Source organism: Ruegeria sp. PrR005, assembly GCF_010500245.1.
Lineage (GTDB): Bacteria > Pseudomonadota > Alphaproteobacteria > Rhodobacterales > Rhodobacteraceae > Ruegeria_B > Ruegeria_B marisflavi.
On record NZ_JAAGOX010000011.1, the window covers coordinates 432,772 to 451,989 of the forward strand.

The 19,218-nt window shown below is 64.8% G+C and carries 15 protein-coding genes; 3 read left to right on the top strand and 12 right to left on the bottom strand.

Annotated features, from left to right (window positions below; genetic code table 11):
- The first annotated feature begins 52 nt into the window (after positions 1-52).
- The gene (locus G0P99_RS08580; RefSeq protein WP_164128961.1) at positions 53-1,411 is read left to right on the top strand and encodes an oligosaccharide flippase family protein; all 1,359 of its coding nucleotides are present in this window, start codon (positions 53-55) and stop codon (positions 1,409-1,411) included.
- An 18-nt stretch (positions 1,412-1,429) separates the two neighbouring features.
- Here the strand turns inward: G0P99_RS08580 and G0P99_RS08585 are convergent, their stop codons facing one another.
- The 4 genes from G0P99_RS08585 to G0P99_RS08600 form a co-directional block, all read right to left on the bottom strand.
- Entirely contained in the window at positions 1,430-2,704 is a 1,275-nt protein-coding gene (locus tag G0P99_RS08585; protein ID WP_164128962.1) for a DUF874 domain-containing protein, read from the bottom strand.
- A 96-nt stretch (positions 2,705-2,800) separates the two neighbouring features.
- The gene (locus tag G0P99_RS08590) at positions 2,801-3,745 is read right to left on the bottom strand and encodes a CpsD/CapB family tyrosine-protein kinase (RefSeq protein WP_164128963.1); all 945 of its coding nucleotides are present in this window, start codon (positions 3,743-3,745) and stop codon (positions 2,801-2,803) included.
- A 42-nt stretch (positions 3,746-3,787) separates the two neighbouring features.
- On the bottom strand, positions 3,788-4,552 hold the full coding sequence (locus G0P99_RS08595; protein WP_164128964.1) for a sugar transferase: 765 nt from the start codon (positions 4,550-4,552) through the stop codon (positions 3,788-3,790).
- Between the two features lie 443 nt (positions 4,553-4,995).
- Positions 4,996-6,006 (bottom strand): AraC family transcriptional regulator, encoded by a 1,011-nt coding sequence (locus G0P99_RS08600; protein WP_164128965.1) that lies wholly within the window; start codon positions 6,004-6,006, stop codon positions 4,996-4,998.
- 267 nt (positions 6,007-6,273) lie between these two features.
- Here G0P99_RS08600 and G0P99_RS08605 point away from each other — a divergent pair, with 267 nt between their 5' ends.
- Positions 6,274-7,170: a LysR family transcriptional regulator gene (locus G0P99_RS08605; protein WP_164128966.1), complete on the top strand. Its 897-nt coding sequence runs from the start codon at positions 6,274-6,276 to the stop codon at positions 7,168-7,170.
- A gap of 28 nt (positions 7,171-7,198) precedes the next feature.
- Here G0P99_RS08605 and G0P99_RS08610 read toward each other — a convergent pair whose 3' ends face one another.
- Both G0P99_RS08610 and G0P99_RS08615 read right to left on the bottom strand, forming a co-directional pair.
- Entirely contained in the window at positions 7,199-8,422 is a 1,224-nt protein-coding gene (locus tag G0P99_RS08610) for a GNAT family N-acetyltransferase (protein ID WP_164128967.1), read from the bottom strand.
- Positions 8,423-8,424: 2 nt separating this feature from the next.
- The gene (locus tag G0P99_RS08615; RefSeq protein WP_164128968.1) at positions 8,425-9,459 is read right to left on the bottom strand and encodes a hypothetical protein; all 1,035 of its coding nucleotides are present in this window, start codon (positions 9,457-9,459) and stop codon (positions 8,425-8,427) included.
- 352 nt (positions 9,460-9,811) lie between these two features.
- Here G0P99_RS08615 and G0P99_RS24725 point away from each other — a divergent pair, with 352 nt between their 5' ends.
- The gene (locus G0P99_RS24725; protein WP_239059731.1) at positions 9,812-11,551 is read left to right on the top strand and encodes a hypothetical protein; all 1,740 of its coding nucleotides are present in this window, start codon (positions 9,812-9,814) and stop codon (positions 11,549-11,551) included.
- Positions 11,552-11,605: 54 nt separating this feature from the next.
- On the opposite strand, the gene G0P99_RS08630 is transcribed toward G0P99_RS24725, so the two are convergent.
- The 6 genes from G0P99_RS08630 to G0P99_RS08655 all read right to left on the bottom strand — a co-directional run bounded on the left by G0P99_RS08630 (position 11,606) and on the right by G0P99_RS08655 (position 19,094).
- Complete coding sequence (locus tag G0P99_RS08630; protein ID WP_164128971.1) at positions 11,606-12,124, bottom strand: thioesterase family protein; 519 nt, start codon at positions 12,122-12,124, stop codon at positions 11,606-11,608.
- A gap of 5 nt (positions 12,125-12,129) precedes the next feature.
- Positions 12,130-12,906 carry a cyclase family protein gene (locus tag G0P99_RS08635; RefSeq protein ID WP_164128972.1) on the bottom strand — a complete coding sequence of 259 codons (777 nt, stop codon included), beginning with the start codon at positions 12,904-12,906 and terminating at the stop codon, positions 12,130-12,132.
- Between the two features lie 196 nt (positions 12,907-13,102).
- Positions 13,103-15,880 (bottom strand): formate dehydrogenase subunit alpha, encoded by a 2,778-nt coding sequence (fdhF, locus tag G0P99_RS08640; RefSeq protein WP_164128973.1) that lies wholly within the window; start codon positions 15,878-15,880, stop codon positions 13,103-13,105.
- Positions 15,881-15,893: 13 nt separating this feature from the next.
- Positions 15,894-16,424, bottom strand: coding sequence for a periplasmic heavy metal sensor (locus G0P99_RS08645; protein WP_164128974.1), 531 nt, complete (start codon positions 16,422-16,424; stop codon positions 15,894-15,896).
- Positions 16,424-18,127: an NAD(P)H-dependent oxidoreductase subunit E gene (locus G0P99_RS08650; RefSeq protein WP_164128975.1), complete on the bottom strand. Its 1,704-nt coding sequence runs from the start codon at positions 18,125-18,127 to the stop codon at positions 16,424-16,426. Before G0P99_RS08650 ends, G0P99_RS08645 begins: the two co-directional genes overlap by 1 nt.
- Before the next feature lie 85 nt (positions 18,128-18,212).
- Entirely contained in the window at positions 18,213-19,094 is an 882-nt protein-coding gene (locus G0P99_RS08655) for a LysR family transcriptional regulator (RefSeq protein ID WP_164128976.1), read from the bottom strand.
- Positions 19,095-19,218 lie beyond the last annotated feature (124 nt).

The window sequence follows — 19,218 nt, forward strand, 5'->3', positions numbered from 1 at the left end:
CGCTTTCTAGCGTGGCGCCACAAGGGCCAAAGGCCACCAGCAGGGATCCCATATGTCGCGTCTTTTCTCCGCCTTCAGCGGTTCCGGCCTGATGGCCCGCGTCCTGCGCAGCGCCTCGTGGCTGATGGTGGGATATGGCGGCAGCCAGGCCCTGCGGCTGGCGGCGAACCTGATCATGACGCGGCTGCTCTTCCCCGAGGCCTTTGGCATCATGACCCTGGTCACCGTGGTCATCGTGGGCCTCAGCCTGTTTTCCGATATCGGCGTCGGCCCCGCAATCGCGCAGAACCCGCGTGGCGACGACCCCGACTTCCTCAACACCGCCTGGACGATACAGGTGTTCCGGGGTTGCATGCTGTTTGCGGTGGCCTGCCTGCTGACGATCCCGGTCGCCCGGTTCTATCACGAGCCGGACCTGGTCAAATACCTGCCGGTGGGCGCGCTGGCGCTGCTGGTTTCGGGCTTTTTCCCAACCCGGATCGAAACCGCCCACCGCCACCTGTTGGTCGGGCGCCTGACCGTGCTGGACCTGGCAAGCCAGGCTATCGGCATCGGCTTCATGGTGATCTATGCGGAACTCACCCAATCGGTGATGGCGCTGGCGCTGGGGGGCGTGGTCTCGGCCGTGGCCAAGCTGATCCTGACCCATTTCCTTCTGCCCGGCCCGGTGAACCGGTTCCGCTGGGAGCGCGCCGCCGCCGACGACCTGATCCATTTCGGCAAGTGGATCTTCCTGTCCACCGCGCTGACCTTTGTCATCAGCCAGGGCGACCGCGCCATTCTGGGCCGCTATCTCAGCATCGACATGCTGGGGATCTACAATATCGGCTATTTCCTGGGCAGTTTCCCGATGATGGCGGGGCTGTCGATGATCGGCCGCATCATGATCCCGGTCTACCGCGACAAGCCGCCCGCCGAAAACGCGACAAACCGCCGGCATCTGAACCGGCTGCGCGCCGGGATGAGCCTGTCGATCGGGCTGGCGCTGCTCTTGATGGCCGCAATCGGGCCGCAGCTGGTCGGGCTGCTTTATGACGACCGCTACCAGCTGGCCGGGCCGATGGTGACGCTGATCTCGCTGGCCTTCTATCCCCGGCTGGTCATCCTGACCTATGACAATGTGGCGCTCGCCATGGGCGACAGCCGGTCGTATTTCATCGTGATGATGGTGCGGGCGGTGTTCCAGATCCTGTGCATCCTGGTGGGGCTTGCGTATTTCGGACTGGTCGGCGGCATCGTGTCGATGGCGCTGGCCACCATAGCCAGCTATCCGGCGGTGGTCTGGCTGGCGTTCAAATACGGGGCATGGGATGCACGCCACGATATCGTGGCGGTGCTGGCCGGGGTATTGGCCACAGCCCTGATCCTGTGGATGCACTGGGCCGATATCGCCCTGCTGTCGGGGTACTGAGGTTTTCGGTCGGCGTCGCTATTCCGCCGGCGCGCGGGGCCCACGGAACCGGCGGGTCAGGCGCTGCCACAGCGACCGGCGCGGCGCGCTGGCATCGAGATAGGGCACCACTACCACCGGGCGGAAGCCCAGTTCACGCTCCATCTGGTCGGCGCTGCGGATCACCGGATTGCGCCACTCCAGCACATAGGCCAGGCCCAGGGCCACGCCGATGCTGCCGGCCAGACCCAGAAGCGCGATCTTCTTGCGGCTTTCGGTCACCGGGTAATCGGGCAACGAGGCCTCCTCGATCACCGTCAGGCGCTCGGCCTGACGCTCGGCCTCGATCAGGAACCCCATCTCGGCCTCGTTACGACGGCTCACCACCTGCGCCAGCTGATCCCGCAACTGGTCGAGACTGCGGTCATAGGCGCCCAGCGCGCGTTCCACCTCGGGGCTGCTCTCGATCAGGCGTTCCAGGGCGTTCTTGCGCCCCTCCAGCAGGTCGCGCTGCGCGTCCAGGGTCGCCAGTTGCTCACTCAGATCCTTGCGCAGACGCTCTGCCGTGGCGGGCCGCTCGCTCTGCGCCGCCAGTTCCATCGACCGTTCGATCTGGATACGCTCGCGCGCGATGTCGAGCAGCCCGTCGTTGATCGTGCTGATCTCGTCGCGCCGCGCCTCTACCGCGCCCGGCAGGCTCAGCTGATGGGTGGCGCGATAGGCTTCGATCTCGGCGTCGAGCGCTTCGATGTCCTGCTCCAGCGCCGCCTTCTGCGCATCAAAGAAATTCAGCGTCGCCCGCGCGTTCTCGATCCGGGTCTGCTTGCTCAGCTCCACCGTGCGATGCCCGAACTCATGCGCCACCTGCTGCGCCAGCTCGGGCGTCGGCATCCGGGCGGTTATGCTGAGAACCGAAATCGCACCATCGTCGGAATAGCCCTCGCGCGCTGCCGCGATCCCCTCGATCCGCACCGCCGAGCGCAGCATGTTCACCTTGGCCTGCGGCTTGAGCCCCGGCAGATCGTCATAAAGCCCGTATTTCTCGATGATCTCCAGCATCGTGCCACGGGTGGTCAGGATCTGCTGGATCAACTGCAACCGCCGCGCCGAGGACCCCTCGACCGTGCTGCGCGCCAGTTCATCCGACACCACCGGGCGGGCGATCTGGATGACTTCGTAGGATTCGTATTCGTGCTGATGGCGCATGGCCATGATCAGCGACAGCACCGAGCCCAGCAGGATCACACCAAGGATCAGCCGCGCCCTGCGGCGCAGCATGTCGATCGCATCGCTGATCGAATAGATCGGCCCCATACCTGCTATCTCACTCGTTCCAAATGCCTGCTCTGGTCCACGAACCAGACCACGGCATACCGACTAAAATATGGCAACCGGTTGCAAAAACGAAGGTCAAACCACGTAGTTTTCCTGACCGGCCTCGCGCCCCCGGTTCAGAACGACACCCACCAGCGGGACATCCACGCCCAGCACCTGCTCGCACCGGCGCACATGTTCGGATGTCGTCATGGTGCCGTCAGCCACCAGCAGGACGCCATCGACACTGCCGACAAAGGCCGCCAGATCGTCATGCGCCAGCACCGCCGGCATGTCGCACAGGATCACGTCCGGCTTCAGTTCCTCTTGTATCTCGTCCAGCACCTCTCCGGCCACCTGCGAATGCAAGAGCTCCGAGGCATCGCGCACCGGCCCGGCCCCCAGGCCCAGGGCCAGCGTGTCGCCGCAGCGGAACAGATGATCCAGATACGAGGTCTCGCGGCGCAGGAGGCCGCGCATGTCATCCTTTGCCGGCATGTCCAGTGCAGCGGCAATGCCGGGGTCGCGCATGTTCATGTCCAGCAGCACCGTGCGGCTGCCTGGAACCCGCGCCATGCTCAGCGCCAGATTCACCGCCGTAAAGGTCGCGCCGCAGCCCTCGGTCGGCGCCGAGATCGCGATCCGGGTCCAGCCCTTTGCCTTCAGCGTCTGAAGCAACCGCGTGCGCATCACGTCAAAGGCCTTGGCAGCGGGATCGGCGCGGAACAGGTTGACCAGCGGCATCCGGCCCTTTTGCGGCAGGCGCAATCCCAGCGAGGTCTGCCGCAACCGCAACCAGGGTTCCGGCAGGGCCATCGGCAGCGTCTGCCGCTTTGCCGGTTCCGGCGCCGGTTCGGCCTTGGCCGGTGTCGCGACCGCCTCGGGCTCGACCATGGCCGGACGCCGGGCCTCGGCGATCAGCGCGGCCTTGCGCCGGAACGGGCGGTTTTCCGTCCGGTCGTCGTCCATGCCGTCGTCCTGATCGCGCATATCCGCAGCCTCGTTCCACTCCGGAGCCAGTTTCTTGTCATGATACGCCATTTGCCAGCTCCTGACCGATGATTACCAATTCACCCTAACCGTTCAATAACCGGTGCGCCGCACCACCACCGATGTTGTCCGCAGCAGCAGCGCCAGATCGTAGCCAAAGCTGAGATCGCGGGCATAGTCCGCATCCAGCTTGCAGCGATAGTCAAACCGCGAGTTGTTCCGGTCCGATACCTGCCACACGCCGGTAATGCCCGGGCGCACCGAAAAATACGCCTTGGCGCAGCCATACAGCGGCAATTGCTCGGGCATCATCGGGCGCGGACCGACAAGGCTCATCTCGCCTTTCAGCACGTTCCACAGCTGCGGCAGTTCATCCAGCGAGGTCCGGCGCAAAAACCCGCCCACCCGGGTGATCCGCGGATCCTGCTTCAGCTTCTGGGTCGCGTCCCATTCCGCCCGCATATCCGGGTTTTCCTTGAGCAGCCGGGCCAGCCGCGCGTCTGCGTCCATTACCATCGTGCGCAGCTTGACGATCTTGTACTGCTTGCCGTTCCGGCCCAGTCGTGCCTGCCAGTAGAACGGGTTACCGCCCTCCAGCCACAGCGCCAGCGCGCAGAATGTCACGATCATCGCGGATACCGGCAACGACAGGAAAACGAAGGCCACATCCAGAACGCGCTTGCCAAAGAACGCGTACCAGCCAGGCTGGCGGACAACCTGCCCCCCCAGGTTTTCCCGCGACGTCCTCGGCGCTACGGCCCCCCGGCCCGTCGTGCCCGCATAGACCTGGATCATGGCCGGCCCCGAGGTGCCGTGCACTGAAACCGCAAGCGATGCGTCTTGGATGTAGTCCTTCATTTCCCCCCCTTTTCAACAGGGATCAGGGCCGCCGCATACCGCAACTCAATCTGCGGAACGGCAAAGCCGAAACACTCTTTACATTCGTCCGGGCCTAGGCAGCTCGCCCGGATTTTTCAGCGGCTTCCCTTCCGGATACGTTTGCGCCCTACGCGCCCAAATCCGTCAGGATCGTGACCAAGTTCGGCCACATTTCCGCCACGATCAAACTACCTCGGCTCAGTGAAAAATTTTAAGGAAATCCACGTAAACAGATTGTTTCCATTTCTAACCGCCTAAAATACTGGAGTCTTCCAAATTTCGCATGAACCAATCACGCGCAACGCCTGCCATTGTCTTGATTTCATGATCAATCAATACGGGGAATCATTGTATCCGCTTTCTAAGGCCGCCAATAGCAACTCGCGCCACAATTGTGACAAAAACCTGCCCATGGGCAATTTTCAGCCGGTGCGGTACTGCCCCGGCGACTGGCCGGTCCAGCGCTTGAACGCCTCGCTGAAACTGCTCAGCCCCGAATAGCCCAGCAAAAAGGCGATCTCGGCAAGCGACAGGTCGCTGTCCCTGAGATAGCTGGACGCCAGCGATGCCCGCAGCTGTTCCACGATCTTCTGAAAGGTGGTCTTCTCCTCGGCCAGACGGCGCGACAGGGTGCGCGCGCTCATGCCAAGATCGCGCGCGATCTCCTCCTGAGCCGCCGTGCCCGAGGCCAGCCGGTCGGCAATCGCCCGTTCCACATCCACGATGATGGCGGGCATATTCCGCGACTTGCTGGTCAGGACCAGCTCGCAATGGTCGAGCAGAACCGAATACAGCTCGTCATCGGCGGTCACCAGCGGCGTATCCAGCACCTCCTGGCTAAAGACCACCTTGTTCCCCGGCTGACCGAACCGGACCGCGCAGCCAAAGAACCGGTCGAACTCCGTCAGGTTGGTCTTGCGCGGATGCGCAAAATCTACCGAGACCATCGAAAAGCGGCGATTGCTGGCCTGTCGCAGGTCATGTATCAGCCCCGATGCGCCAAACTCGACGAATTGCCGCCGCCGCACATTCGACGGAACCGCGTAATGCCATCGCAGCAGGCCCTCTCTGTCCAGCCGCTGCACGTCGATTTCAACCGCGTCAGAGAACACCCTGCGATAACGGGCAATGTTCACCAGCGCCGTGCGCACGGTGGGCGAGGACATTCCGACATACCGGATCAGGCCCATGCGGCGCATCTCGCTGACTGTGCCCATGCGGAACCCAAGCGCATCGTCACCGGTCAGGGCGGCTGCGTGTTCGAAAAACCCGGCGATCTCTTCAAACGCGGCAACCGGCTTTGCCTGCTCCAGCAGGTCCGGGCCGAACCCGGTGCCCGCAAACACCTTGCGGGCGGGATATCCCTGTTTCAGCAGCTCTGCGGCCAGGGTCTTCACATAGACCGCGCCATGCATGGGTCTTGACCGTTTCAAAACTTCGCTTTCCTTCTTGCCGTCTGGCCGCCTTTCGCCATTCCCCAAACTTACCGGACTATGCCCCCAGCCACCGCCCCGACGCAAGAAATGGCGGGTTTTCCAAAGAACTTGGCGCGAATTCTCGGTAAACAGTGTTTTTCCATCCCCATTTCCAGGCTGCGGGGCAAGCGGCACGGCAGTGTCTGACGCTTGCCAGAGCCTTGTTCCAGCCATGCCGCCGCCGCGGGCTGGGCACCCTTGAATTACGGGATCAGGAGGATCCGAATGTCACGGCTGACCGAAATGGAAGCCTTCGCCACGGTGGTGGAAGAAGGCGGCTTTACCGATGCCGCCCGCAAGATGGGCGTGTCGAAATCCGCGGTGTCCAAGCATATCTCGGCGCTGGAATCGCGTCTCGGCACCCGCCTGCTCAACCGCACCACGCGCCGCGTGAACCCGACCGAGATCGGGTTGGCCTATTATGACCGCGCCAGCCGCATCCTCAACGATGCCGGCGCCGCCGACGCGCTTGTCGCGCAATTGCACGGGTCGCCCTCGGGGCTGCTTCAGGTAAATTGCGACCGCGATTTCGGGGCGCATGTCCTGTCGCCGATGCTGGGCGCGTTTCTGGCGCAATATCCCGACATCCGCGTGAACCTGGATCTGGGCGATGCCCAGTCCGAGATGATCGGCGACGGGTTCGACATGGCCATCCGTCGCGGCCCGCTCAGCAACTCGACCCTGCGGGCACGCAAGCTGTGTACCTACCGCCTGCTGCTGGTTGCCAGCCGCAACTATCTGGACCGGGCCGGGCGACCGCAGACACCGGCCGATCTGGTCCACCACCGGCTTCTCGGCATGTCCCAGCGTGCCGGTCAGAATACCTGGCGGCTGCTCGACAGCGATGGCACCCAGCGGCAGGTGCCCGTGCAGGGCGACGTGGCGGTCAACGACAGCCCCGCGCTGCTGTTGGCGGCGATCAATGGCATGGGGGTGGCGCTGCTGCCCGATTTCCTCTGCGCGGCGGCGCTGGCCGAACAGCGGATCGAACGTGTGTTGCCCGATCTGCCCGACCAGACGCAAGAGATGTTCGCGCTCTACCCTGCGGGGCGCTATATTCAGCCAAAGGTCCGTGTTTTCATCGACTTCCTGGCCGCCGAACTCTCCCCGGACTGCACCTGATCGGCCCGTGCGCCGACAAGGATGCAGGCTAGATCAGATCCAGCAACTGGCGGCAGCCCGCCGCCGCCTCGGGGGTCTTGCCCGCCTCGACAAAGGACAGCACCCGGGCCAGCGCATCTTTGCGCGACATCGGGTCCAGCGGCCCGCCGGGCCCCGACGGGTCCCGGCGCCGCACGGTGAAATAGGCAAGCCTGGTTTCCTCGGAGCCGAAACTGTACTTGTAGGGCTCGTTGCCATGGCAGAAATCGTAGATGTCATGCCCCTGCCCGATGGACCATTCGATCGCCTTTGCATGCAGCAGCAAGCCGATGAAATGCCCCTCGGCGCTTTCGTCCCGCCCGGCCACGATGAAATGCACCCGCCGCATGCGTGGATCGACAACGTGGCCCAGCGCGCCCAGAACCTTCCCGTCGCGTTTCAGAACAGGCAGGTACAGCAGCCCCAGCTGGCTCGCCGCCGTCAGGATCCGCAGGTAATTCGCCGCCACCTGCCGCGCGACCTCCGATCCCTTGACCGGCGCCCATTTCCGCATCCACAGCCTGAGCAGCGCCGCGATGTCGGATTTCAGCTCGGGCCCCGAGGCATGGGTCAGCGTGCATTCGCCGCTGTCCAGATACCTGCGGGTAAAACGGCGGATCTTCTGGCGCGCGTTCTTGCTGGGACCGGTGGACAACCAGTCCTCGTAATCCGCGGGCAACCAAACCCGCGGGCAGATCAGGTTGTCGGTCTCGCCCTTGTTGATGAAATAGTCCCGGTGCCGCGCCGAAAACGCCTCTGCGGGAAAGGCGGCCATGAACTTGGCCGCCCGTGCCCGCGACCCCTCGTACCGGATCGACAGCCGGACCCAGGGGCTCTGCCGCAGCGTCTCGGCCAGGGCGGCAAGCGCCTTGTCCTCGTAGGCCGGTTCGCACAGGAACCCGGTATACTCGCTCCACAAGAGCCGCCCGCCCGCCTCGATCTCGGACTGGAACTCCTGCCGCGAGGCGCTCCAGTGCACCCGGTATTTCAACGGAAACACGCAGACCAGGCGCGGCCCGTGAAACACCGCTAGCACCCGCCAGCGGCCCGGGTTGGCGGAAAACGCCTGCGCCAGCCAGTCCCAGGACAGATAGACCGTGCCCTCGGGGTCGCGCCCCTCCAGCGCCCGCCACCGGTCGCGCAGCGCGGTGAAATCCTCCATCCGCTCGATCGCGGCCACCCGCAGCCCGCGCGCCTCTATGGCAAGGCTCAGGATATCGGTGGCGCCATCCATGGTCAGGCGCTTTTCAGCGAGCGCCCATCCTTCAGGATCGCCCGGAAATAGTCTTGCGCCGCCTCGAAATTGCGTGCCAGCACCTCGGTCACCGGCGACTGCGCCGCGTAATAGGCGCCGACACCGCAGATCTGCATGGCGAACTCGGGATGCACCCCGGCGTCGTCATATTTGCGCACCCGCTCCTTGGACAGCCAGCCGCGCTTTTTCGCCTCTTTCGTGATCAGCTTCAGCCGCTGGATCGCGTGGAATGTCAGATAGACCGACAGGTAATCCAGATAATCGCCAATCTCGTGGCCACAGCCGGGATCGAAGGCGTCGATCATCACGTCGGCCATCTGGTCGGGTCGGACCGGCCAGGCCTCGTCGCCGATCAGCCAGGCAAAATCCTCGGCCCCGTGGCGCAGGCCCGAATACTCGAAATCGAACCAGCGCAGCTTGCCCGTCCGGTCCAGCGCGGCATTGCCCGACCGGCAATCCCATTTCACGAACTGCCGCCCCGGATAGGCCAGCCGTTCCGCCGCCGCCGTGCGGTCGAATTGCGGCGAGATTCCCATCGAATATGGCTGCAATGTGTCAACCGCATCGACCAGATTGGTCACCCAGCCGTCATTGGCGCCCAGATGCGGCAGCATCCGGCCCAGGTCGGTGCGTCGGGCCGCGCTCTGGATGCGAAAGATCGCCGCGACCGCCTCGGCCGCCAGGTCCAGACGGCCCTTTTCCTTGTGCCGCACGATCTCCTGGTTCAAGCGCCTGCGGCCGACATCGGACTGGAACATGACCTCGCCGACCACGCCCAGACACTCGGGCAGGTCGTCGGTATGGGCGCGCAACTGTTCCAGCACAAAGGCTTCCAGATGGGTCCGGCGAAAGTTCGGGCGCAACGTGGCGATCACATCCATATCATTGAAATGCAACCGGAAACTCGACCGTCCCTCGCCGCCCGGTGCGGTCACTTTCTGCACCGGCCGCCCGAAATGGGCCTCTGCCGTCTCCACGATCCGGGTCAGCCTGTTGCTCTTTCTGCCATCCGCCATCTGTTGCCTCACTGCGTCACCAATACCAGTCATCCACTCTGCCGGGCGGCCTCGGTCCGAGGGCGCGACCCGTGGACATCGGCGATAGCACGATTGCCGATTCGCCCGCAGAACAAGCGCGATTCCCGGCCGTATTGGCGGCCTCTGCCCGGCCAATTCCCGGCGGTTCCAAAGATTGTTTCCGGTCGCACCCGCTCCGTCACTCCTTGAGCCACAATTTTGACACAAATTTGCCCGAGCTCGCCACATTTCCCTAATCTGCTCGTCACGCAAAACGGGTCGGCCACCTGACCGGCTCAACCGCAGGGCATTCGTGAGTGTCGAATGCCGGAACCATTTGGGGATTTTTGTTATGGGTTACGGAAGATGGAACTGGCACGGTGGCCAGAGCGGCTGGGGCACCAACAGCTATTATAACGGCGGGATCGAGGGGCAGGGATTCTCGTCCTGGTACGACTCGCATATGGGTGGCCGCTATTCGTTTTCACGCTGGCAGAGCAAGGATGACGAAGAGCACGACGGCTCTGGCGGCACCAAGGGCTCCGGCGGCACCAAGGGTTCCGGCGGCACCAAGGGCTCCGGCGGCACCAAGGGTTCCGGTGGCACCAAGGGCTCCGGTGGCACCAAGGGCTCCGGTGGCACCAAGGGCTCCGGTGGCACCAAGGGCTCCGGTGGCACCAAGGGCTCCGGTGGCACCAAGGGCTCCGGCGGCACCAAGGGCTCCGGTGGCACCAAGGGCTCCGGTGGCACCAAGGGCTCTGGCGGCACCAAGGGCTCCGGTGGCACCAAGGGATCTGGCGGTACCAAGGGATGCGGCGGCACAAAGGGTTCCGGTGACGGCGGTACGCCGACCGATGGCAAGATCTCCACATCCTTCCAGGTTGGCGAAGACGGTCAGGTCACGGTCGAGGTCTCGCAACTGGCCAGCGGAGAGCTGTTCTTCCGCCTCTCACCCACGACCTTTGACGGCACCGAACCCGATCTCGACGGCTTCTTCTTCAATATGGCCGACGATGCCGCGGTTTCCGGCCTCAACTTCCACCCCTCCGACAACCAGGGCCAGGTGACCGGTCATCAGGGCCTGGCCAACGGGGTCAACGGCCTGGCCAACGGGTTCAATACCGGCGCCAATTTCGATGGCGCGTTCCAGTTCGGAACCGGCGCGGATTCCAGCACCGGCGGCGCGGTACACGACGTGAACTTCACCCTGTGGTCGAACAACGGCCCGCTCACCTTGCAGGACATCGACCTGAGCAGCATTTCGGTCGCGGTCAACACCGACGGGGCCAACCCCGAGCTGCTGACCCGCGCCGACGCGCTGAACGCGGCCGCCAGCGGCACCGACTCCTATCACAACGGCGGGGTCGAGGGAGGCTGCTTCGACGACTGGTATCAGCACACCCTGGCGGGAACCCAAACCGACCCGAACGGCTCCGGTGGCACCAAAGGCTCTGGCGGGACCAAGGGGTCCGGCGGAACCAAAGGTTCCGGTGGAACCAAGGGATCTGGTGGAACCAAGGGCTCCGGTGGCACCAAGGGATCCGGCGGTACCAAGGGCTCCGGTGGAACCAAGGGATCCGGCGGCACCAAGGGGTCCGGCGGAACCAAAGGTTCCGGTGGAACCAAGGGCTCCGGCGGCACCAAGGGATCCGGCGGCACCAAAGGCTCTGGCGGCACCAAGGGCTCCGGTGGGACCAAGGGCTCCGGCGGCACCAAGGGCTCCGGCGGTACCAAGGGCTCCGGCGGCACCAAAGGCTCCGGTGGGACCAAGGGCTCCGGCGGCACCAAGGGCTCCGGCGGCACCAAAGGCTCCGGCGGCACCAAGGGATCCGGCGGCACCAAAGGCTCCGGTGGAACCAAGGGCTCCGAGATCGGCTGGGACGCGCCCTCGAACGCCCTGCCCGCCTTTACCGGTGAACCGTCCGATTGTAACGGAGAGGGCGAAACGGTGGTCTATGCCAGTGGCGGCACCTCGGGGCAGCACCCGACGCTGAACGACATCTTCGGGCTGATGACCCAGCCGATGGAGGATGACGAGATGCCACCCGAAGACCTGCTGGAAGATCCGGAAATGGATTTCGAAGCGGTCTGACCCAACCACGCAAACAGAAAGGACCGGCCCCGCGCCGGTCCTTTTCGTTTCCGCTCAGTCGCGCCGAATGGCCAGCCGCGCCCCAACCGCCGGATCGGGCGGCAACGCCCCATGCGCCGCCGCCATCCGCGCAATCCGCGCCTGGGCCCAGTCCGGAAACGGCGCGCCGCGCCCGGTCTGCTGGCTGACATTCATCAACAGCGCCTCCTGCGTGGCGCACAGGGCATCGTCCCGCTCCGAGAACATCCGGGCGAAATAGATCATCCGCTTGGCATCGTGATCGAGCAGCCGGAACTCCACCCGGAACCCCTCGCCCTCCAAAAGCTCGCGCCGGAACTGGACATGCGATTGCAGGATGTAAGGCCCGGCCCCCGCGGTCTCGGCATAGGTCTTGCCGGTGCCCAGATGCTCCTCCAGCATCACGTCCAGCGCCTGATCGAAGGCGACGCCGTAATAGCCCACATTCATGTGACCGTTATAGTCGATCCAGTCTGGTCTGACGGTGAAACCGCGCACATCGACCGGCGCGGGATAGGGGCCGTCATGGCCGCTTTGTGGGGTCTCTGCCACCATCGCGCTCAATCCTCGAAAATCGCCACCGCGCGGGTGAACCCCGCGCTTGCACCTTTGATCTTGAACGGAAAACAGGAAATGGTGAAGCCTGTGGGCGGCAATTGGTCCAGGTTCGCCAGCTTCTCCATGTGGCAATACCCGATCTCCATCGAGGCGCGGTGCCCCTCCCAGATGATCGAGGCATCGCCGCTTTCGGCATAGGTCCGCGCGGTCAGGGGAAAGGGCGCGTCCCAGGACCAGGCATCGGTGCCGGTCACCCGCACGCCCCGTTCGGTCAGATAGAGCGTCGCCGCGCGCCCCATGCCACAGCCCTTGATCAGGTAATCCGGCTGACCATAGCGCACGCCCGCCGAGGTATTGACCACCACGATATCGAGCGGTTGAAGCACATGCCCGATGCGTTCCAGCTCGGCCTCGACATCTTCGGCGCTGACGACGTAACCATCCTGGAAGTGACGGAAATCCAGCTTGACCCCGGAGTTGAAGCACCACTCCAGCGGCACTTCGTCGATGGTGATCGCCCGTTCACCGTTGTTCATCGTCGAGTGGTGATGATAGGGCGCGTCCAGATGGGTGCCGTTATGGGTCGCCACGCTCAGCCGCTCCACCGCCCAGCCCTCGCCACCCGGCAGATCCTCGCGCTTCAGCCCGGGGAAAAAGGACATCACCTGTTCGGCGGTCTGGTCATGCGTCAGATACTCGATCTCGGGCAGCATGATCGGCGGGTCGGAAACGATACCTGTTTCCAGCGGGACGGACAGATCGACAAAACGACGGGCCATGGACATTCCTTTGCGCAACTTGCGCAGAGGTTAAAAGCGCCCGCTCGGCCCGGCAAGACGCAAAGGGGGCGCTGCCCCCTCGGCCCTGCGGGCCTCACCCCCGGAGGTATTTTTGACCAGAAAGAAGCATATGCGCGGTGCTGCTTCTTTCTGGTTCAAAATACTCCGGAGCGCGAGGCAGAGCCTCGCAAAAAACCTACTCCGCCGCCAGCGCTTCGGCCTTCTCGACGCGCACGGCCGAGTACTTGAACTCGGGAATCTTGCCAAACGGGTCGAGCGCCGCATTGGTCAGGATGTTGGCCGCCGCCTCGACATAGGCGAAAGGCAAGAAGACGTTGTCCTCGGCCACCGCCCGGTCAGCGCGCACCATCACCTGCACCGAGCCGCGCCGTGTGGTCAGCCGGATCATATCGCCCGGCTCGACCCCCATGGCGCGCAGCGTGCGCGGGTGCATCGAGCAGTTGGCCTCGGGCTCGACCGCGTCGAGCACCGTGGCGCGCCGGGTCATCGAGCCGGTATGCCAGTGTTCCAGCTGCCGCCCCGTGATCAGCACAAAGGGATAGTCCGCATCGGGCCGCTCGTCGGGCTCGACGATCTTGGCCGGAGTGAACCGCGCCCGCTTGTTCGCACGCGGGAAGCCGTCGCCAAAGACGATGGCCTGACCCGGATCCTCAGGGCTGAGCGAGGGATAGGTCACCGCCTCGCCCTCGAGCCGCGCCCAGGTGATATTGTCCAGCGATTTCATGTTGCGCTTCATCTCGGCAAAAACTTCGCTGGGATGGCTATAGCTCCAGTCAAGCCCAAGACGTTTCGCCAGCTCCACCTCGATCCACCAGTCCTCGCGCGCCTCGCCGGGGGGCGTCACGGCGGGGCGGCCCATCTGCACCTGGCGGTTGGTATTGGTCACGGTGCCGGTCTTTTCCGCCCAGGCGCTGGCAGGCAGGATCACGTCGGCATAGTTCGCCGTTTCCGTCAGGAAGATATCCTGCACCACCAGATGCTCGAGCATCGCCAGCGCGGCGCGGGCGTGATCCACATCGGGGTCCGACATCGCCGGGTTCTCGCCCAGGATATACATGCCCCTGATGTCGCCATGATGGATCGCATGCATGATCTCGACCACGGTCAGCCCCTTCTGGTTCGAGAAGTCGCCCGAGTTCCAGACAGAGGTAAAGGCCGAGCGCACACCGTCATCGGTGACCGACTGGTAATCGGGCAGGAACATCGGGATCAGTCCCGCATCCGAGGCGCCCTGCACGTTGTTCTGGCCGCGCAGCGGGTGCAGGCCCGCGCCGGGCTTGCCCACATTGCCGGTCATCAGCGCGAGACTGATCAGGCAGCGCGAGTTGTCGGTGCCATGGATATGCTGGCTGACGCCCATACCCCAGAAGATCATGCCCGCCTTGCCCGCGGCGAATGTGCGCGCCGCTTCACGCAACTCCCCGGCCGGGATGCCGCAGATGGCTTCCATCTTCTCCGGGCTATAATCGGCCAAATGCGCTTTCATCTCTTCCCAGTTCTCGGTGAACTGGTCGATATAGGCCTGGTCATACAGGCCCTCTTCGACGATCACGCTCATCATCGCGTTCAGCATCGACACGTCCGCGCCGGGCTTGAACTGCAACCGGTGGGTGGCGAACTTGCCCATGCCCACGCCGCGCGGGTCGCAGACGATCAGCTTGCCGCCGCGCTTGGTGAACTGCTTGAAATAGGTGGCCGCAACCGGGTGGTTCTCGATCGGGTTGCAGCCGATCACGATGGCCACATCCGCATTCTCGATCTCGTTGAAGGTCGCGGTCACCGCGCCCGAGCCCACATTCTCCAGCAGCGCCGAGACCGAGGAGGCATGGCACAGCCGGGTGCAATGGTCGACATTGTTATGGCCAAAGCCCTGGCGGATCAGCTTCTGGAACAGATAGGCCTCTTCGTTCGAACATTTGGCGCTGCCGAAACCGGCGACATAGCTGCCCTTCTCGGCGCGCAGATCGGCCAGGCCCTTGGCAGCGAAATCCAGCGCCTCGTCCCAGCTCGCTTCGCGGAAATGGCTCAGCGGGTTGGCCGGATCGACGTTCAGCCCCTTGGGCGCGCCTTCTCGCCGGATCAGCGGCTTGGTCAGCCGGTGCGGGTGGTCGATATAGTCGAACCCGAACCGCCCCTTGACGCACAGCCTGTTCTCGTTGGCCGGGCCATCGACGCCGGTCACGTATTTGATCTTGTCGTCCTTGATCTTGAAACTCAGCTGGCAACCTACACCGCAGAACGGGCAGACGGAGGTGACCTCGCGGTCGTAATCCTTGCTGTCGCCATGCTGATAGCTGTCCAGCACCGTGGCGGGCATCAGCGCGCCGGTGGGGCAGGCCTGCACGCATTCGCCGCAGGCCACGCAGGTCGAGGCGCCCATCGGGTCATTCTGGTCGAACACCACCTGCGCCGTATGCCCGCGCCCGGCCATGCCGATCACGTCGTTGACCTGTACCTCGCGGCAGGCGCGCACGCAGAGATTGCAGTTGATGCAGGCATCGAGATTGACGCGCATCGCCACATGGCTGTCATCCAGAAGAGGCACATGCGCCGCGTCGCGGGCCGGGAACCGACTGTCGCTGACGCCATTGGCCGCCGCCATGTCCCAGAAATGGCTGGAGACGTCATGCGCCACCTCCGGCTGGTCGGCGACCAGCAGCTCGACCACCATCTTGCGCGCCTTCTCGGCGCGGGCGCTGTCGGTCTTCACCACCATGCCCTCGGCCACCGGTCGGATGCAGGACGCGACGAGCGTCCGCTCGCCCTCGACCTCGACCATGCAGGCGCGGCAGTTGCCGTCCGGGCGATAGCCGGGACTGGGCTTGTGGCACAGATGCGGAATGACCAGCCCCCGGCCATGCGCGGCCTCCCAGATGGTCAGACCCTCGGGGACCGTCACGTCCTTGCCGTTCAGATTGAATGTCACCTGCTGGATTGCGTTGCCGTCTGGCATGGGTGAACTCCTGTCAATGGCCGGTATGACCTGCATGACCATGGCTGTCGCCATAGCCGCGCAGGCTGTTATATGTCATTTTCTGGTGCCGGGTCAGAACCGGCCCCAGCGCGAGATGGGCGGACAGATGGGTCTGGCGCAGCTCGGCCCGCGCCCGTTCGGCCGCGCCCAGCAGCTCGACAAGACTGTCCTCGTCGATCTCGCCACTGGCAAAGGCCGCGTCCAGCGCCGCCTCGGCGGCAATCAGCGCCTGCCCCTGTTCGACCGCCTGCGCACGCATGGCGTCATAGACCGCCTGCACCTCGTCCTGCTGCGCCTCGCTCAGGCCCAGCTCGTCGGCCAGATCCAGCACATGGCGCGGCCCCGGCCAGCCGTTCAGCTCGGCAGGTTTGGCCAGGCCCCAGCCCGCGCCCGCGCGCAGCTGCTCCAGGTCCTCGGCGGAAAAGGAGGTCACCTCCCGCTCCTGCTGACCGGTATAAGGCGCGGTCTGCGCCAGCGCCGGGCCGGCGGCCAGAACCAGCGACAGGAGAACACCGCCGCGCATCAGATCTCGTCCGCGAAATGCTTCATCACCAGACGGATCGGGTTCGGCGCCGCCTGCCCCAGCCCGCAGATGCTGGCATCGGCCATCACCTGGCACAGATCCTCCAGCAGCTCGGTATCCCAGCGCTCGGCCTGCATCAGCTGCACCGCCTTTTCACAGCCCGCCCGGCAGGGCGTGCACTGGCCACAGCTTTCATCCTCGAAGAACCGCAGCATGTTCAGCGCCGCGTCGCGCGCGGTGTCCTGATCCGACAGGACCACCACCGCCGCCGAGCCGATAAAGCTGCCCAAGGGCTGCAAGGTGTCAAAATCGAGCGGGACGTCGTCGATGCGAGAGGGGAGGAGGCCCGACGACGGCCCGCCCGGCTGATACGCCTTGAAGCTGTGGCCCGCAGCCATGCCTCCCGCCGCATCAATCACGTCCAGAATGGTCGATCCCGCCGGCAGCAGGTAGACGCCGGGTTTCGCCACGCGGCCCGACACCGAATAGCTGCGCAGCCCCTTGCGACCGTTCTTTTCAACCGAATTCAGGATCTGCGGCCCCTCGCGGCAGATCCGCGCGACCCAGTATAGGGTCTCGACATTGTGGACCAGCGTCGGCCGATCAAAGATCCCCACCTGCGCCACAAATGGCGGCCGGTGGCGCGGCAGGCCGCGCTTGCCCTCGATCGACTCGATCATCGCGCTTTCTTCGCCGCAGATATAGGCGCCCGCGCCCCGGCGCAGGTCGATATAGCCCGGCGCCACCAGCCCCGCGCCCTCCAGCGCCGCGATCTCGCGCCGCAGGATCTCCAGCACCGCCGGATACTCGTCGCGCATGTAGATGAAACAGGTCTCGGCCTCGACCGCCCAGGCGGCGATCAGCATGCCTTCGAGGAAGAGATGCGGCGTGCGCTCCAGATAGAAGCGGTCCTTGAACGTGCCCGGCTCACCCTCGTCGCCGTTCACCGCCAGATAGCGCGGCCCTGCATTGGCCCGCACAAAGCCCCATTTGCGGCCAGAGGGGAAGCCCGCGCCGCCCAGGCCGCGCAGCCCGGCGGACAGCACGTTTTCCTGCACCGCCTGCCAGTCGCCGTTTGCGCGCAGCGCCTTCAGGCTCTCGTACCCGCCCTCGGCCACATAGGCGTCGAACGCCTGATAGTCGGGCAGATGCGCGTGGGTATGCCCCGCCGCAATCGCCGCCATCACCTTCTCCGGCGTCGCGTGGTCGATATGGTTATGGCCGATCTCCAGCACTGGCGCGGTGTCGCAGCGACCCATGCAGGGTGCCCGCAGCACCCGCACCTGGGTCGGGTCCAGCCCATCCTCCAGCGCCTTTTGCAACTGCTGCGCACCCGCCATCTCGCAGCTCAGCGAATCGCAAACCCGGATGGTCAGCGCGGGCGGCGGCGCCTCGTCTTCCTTGACCACGTCGAAATGCGCGTAGAATGTCGCGGTCTCATAGACCTCGGCCTGCCCCACCTTCATCTCATAGGCCAGCGCCGCCAGATGGTCGGCGGACAGGTGGCCATGGGCATCCTGGATCAGGTGCAGAAACTCGATCAGCAAATCGCGTCGGCGCGGGCGGTCACCCAGCAGGCGCTGCACCTCGGCCAGTGCCTCGTCCGAATAGATGCGGCCCTTGGGCGTGCGCCGCCCCTTGCCCTTGCCCGATTTCCAGACGCCCTGCCCGTCGCCCGCAGGCTTGCTGTCCAATGGTGCCATGATGCCCTCCGATTCAGAGCCCGTGTCTCATCAGCCATGCATATCGTCAAATCGTCATTATCAATCGCACGATAACGACACCTTATCACCGCAAAGAGGTCACCACGTCCCTCAGCGCCGCCAACACCGGCAGTTCCGGGTCGCGCTGCAAGGTCGCCATACAGATCGGTTTCGACACCACCGGATCGACCAGCGGCAGCACCCGGCATCCCTCCAGCGCGCCCAGCGCCCGCACCAGAACACGCGGCACCACCGCCGCCGCCAGCCCCTCGCGCGCCATCACCATGGCGGCGGTAAAGCCGCTGGTCTCGGCCACCACGCGCGGATGCAGCCCCTGCTCGGCAAAGATCCGGTCCAGGATACGCCGGTTCTGCATCTGCGGCTCCAAGAGGCACAGCGGAAACTCGGCCACCCGCGCCCAGGGGATCGGCCCGGTCGCATCGGTCATGTGCCCGGGCACCAGCAGCACATAGGTTTCCTCATACAACGGCTGCACATGCCGCAGATCCGTGCCGATACTGTCGCCATAGGTGATGCCCGCGTCGATCGTGCCGTCATCCAGCCCCTGCTGGATCGCGGTCGAGGACATCGAATCGATCCGCGCCACGATACGCGGATGCGCCTGATGCAGACGCCGCACCAGCCGCCCGGTAAAGGCCAGCGCGGTCGGGATCACCCCCAGCACCAGCGCGCCCGAGATCTCGCCCCGGATCGCCGCCACCTCCTGTTCCAGCGCCCGTGCATCCCCCAGGATGCGGCGGGCGCGGCGCACGATCATCTCGCCCTCTTCGGTCAGCCCCTGAAACCGGTTGGCCCGGCGCACGATGGTGACGCCCAGCCGCTCCTCCAGGTTGCGGATGCGCATGGAAAAGGCCGGTTGCGAGATACCGCAATCCTCGGCCGCCTTGGCAAAATGCCGGTGCCGCGCCAGGGCGCTGAGCAGTTGCAGGTCGCGCAGTTCGATCAAATGCCCAGGCTCCGGTTGCAGGTTTGCCCAACAATAGCGCAGGTACAGGCGGGTGAAACCCTCCTTCCGCATGCGGCCAACACAGGGAATGGAACTGGGGATTGACACGAATCGAACCCCGGAC

Coding starts and splice junctions, on each gene's coding strand:
- G0P99_RS08595 (WP_164128964.1), bottom strand. CDS start 4,552: ATGAAGGACTACATCCAAGACGCATCGCTTGCGGTTTCAGTGCACGGC.
- G0P99_RS08635 (WP_164128972.1), bottom strand. CDS start 12,906: ATGGCCCGTCGTTTTGTCGATCTGTCCGTCCCGCTGGAAACAGGTATC.
- G0P99_RS08615 (WP_164128968.1), bottom strand. CDS start 9,459: ATGGCGGATGGCAGAAAGAGCAACAGGCTGACCCGGATCGTGGAGACG.
- G0P99_RS08645 (WP_164128974.1), bottom strand. CDS start 16,424: ATGCGCGGCGGTGTTCTCCTGTCGCTGGTTCTGGCCGCCGGCCCGGCG.
- G0P99_RS08585 (WP_164128962.1), bottom strand. CDS start 2,704: ATGGGGCCGATCTATTCGATCAGCGATGCGATCGACATGCTGCGCCGC.
- G0P99_RS08580 (WP_164128961.1), top strand. CDS start 53: ATGTCGCGTCTTTTCTCCGCCTTCAGCGGTTCCGGCCTGATGGCCCGC.
- G0P99_RS08610 (WP_164128967.1), bottom strand. CDS start 8,422: ATGGATGGCGCCACCGATATCCTGAGCCTTGCCATAGAGGCGCGCGGG.
- G0P99_RS24725 (WP_239059731.1), top strand. CDS start 9,812: ATGGGTTACGGAAGATGGAACTGGCACGGTGGCCAGAGCGGCTGGGGC.
- G0P99_RS08590 (WP_164128963.1), bottom strand. CDS start 3,745: ATGGCGTATCATGACAAGAAACTGGCTCCGGAGTGGAACGAGGCTGCG.
- fdhF (WP_164128973.1), bottom strand. CDS start 15,880: ATGCCAGACGGCAACGCAATCCAGCAGGTGACATTCAATCTGAACGGC.
- G0P99_RS08650 (WP_164128975.1), bottom strand. CDS start 18,127: ATGGCACCATTGGACAGCAAGCCTGCGGGCGACGGGCAGGGCGTCTGG.
- G0P99_RS08605 (WP_164128966.1), top strand. CDS start 6,274: ATGTCACGGCTGACCGAAATGGAAGCCTTCGCCACGGTGGTGGAAGAA.
- G0P99_RS08630 (WP_164128971.1), bottom strand. CDS start 12,124: ATGGTGGCAGAGACCCCACAAAGCGGCCATGACGGCCCCTATCCCGCG.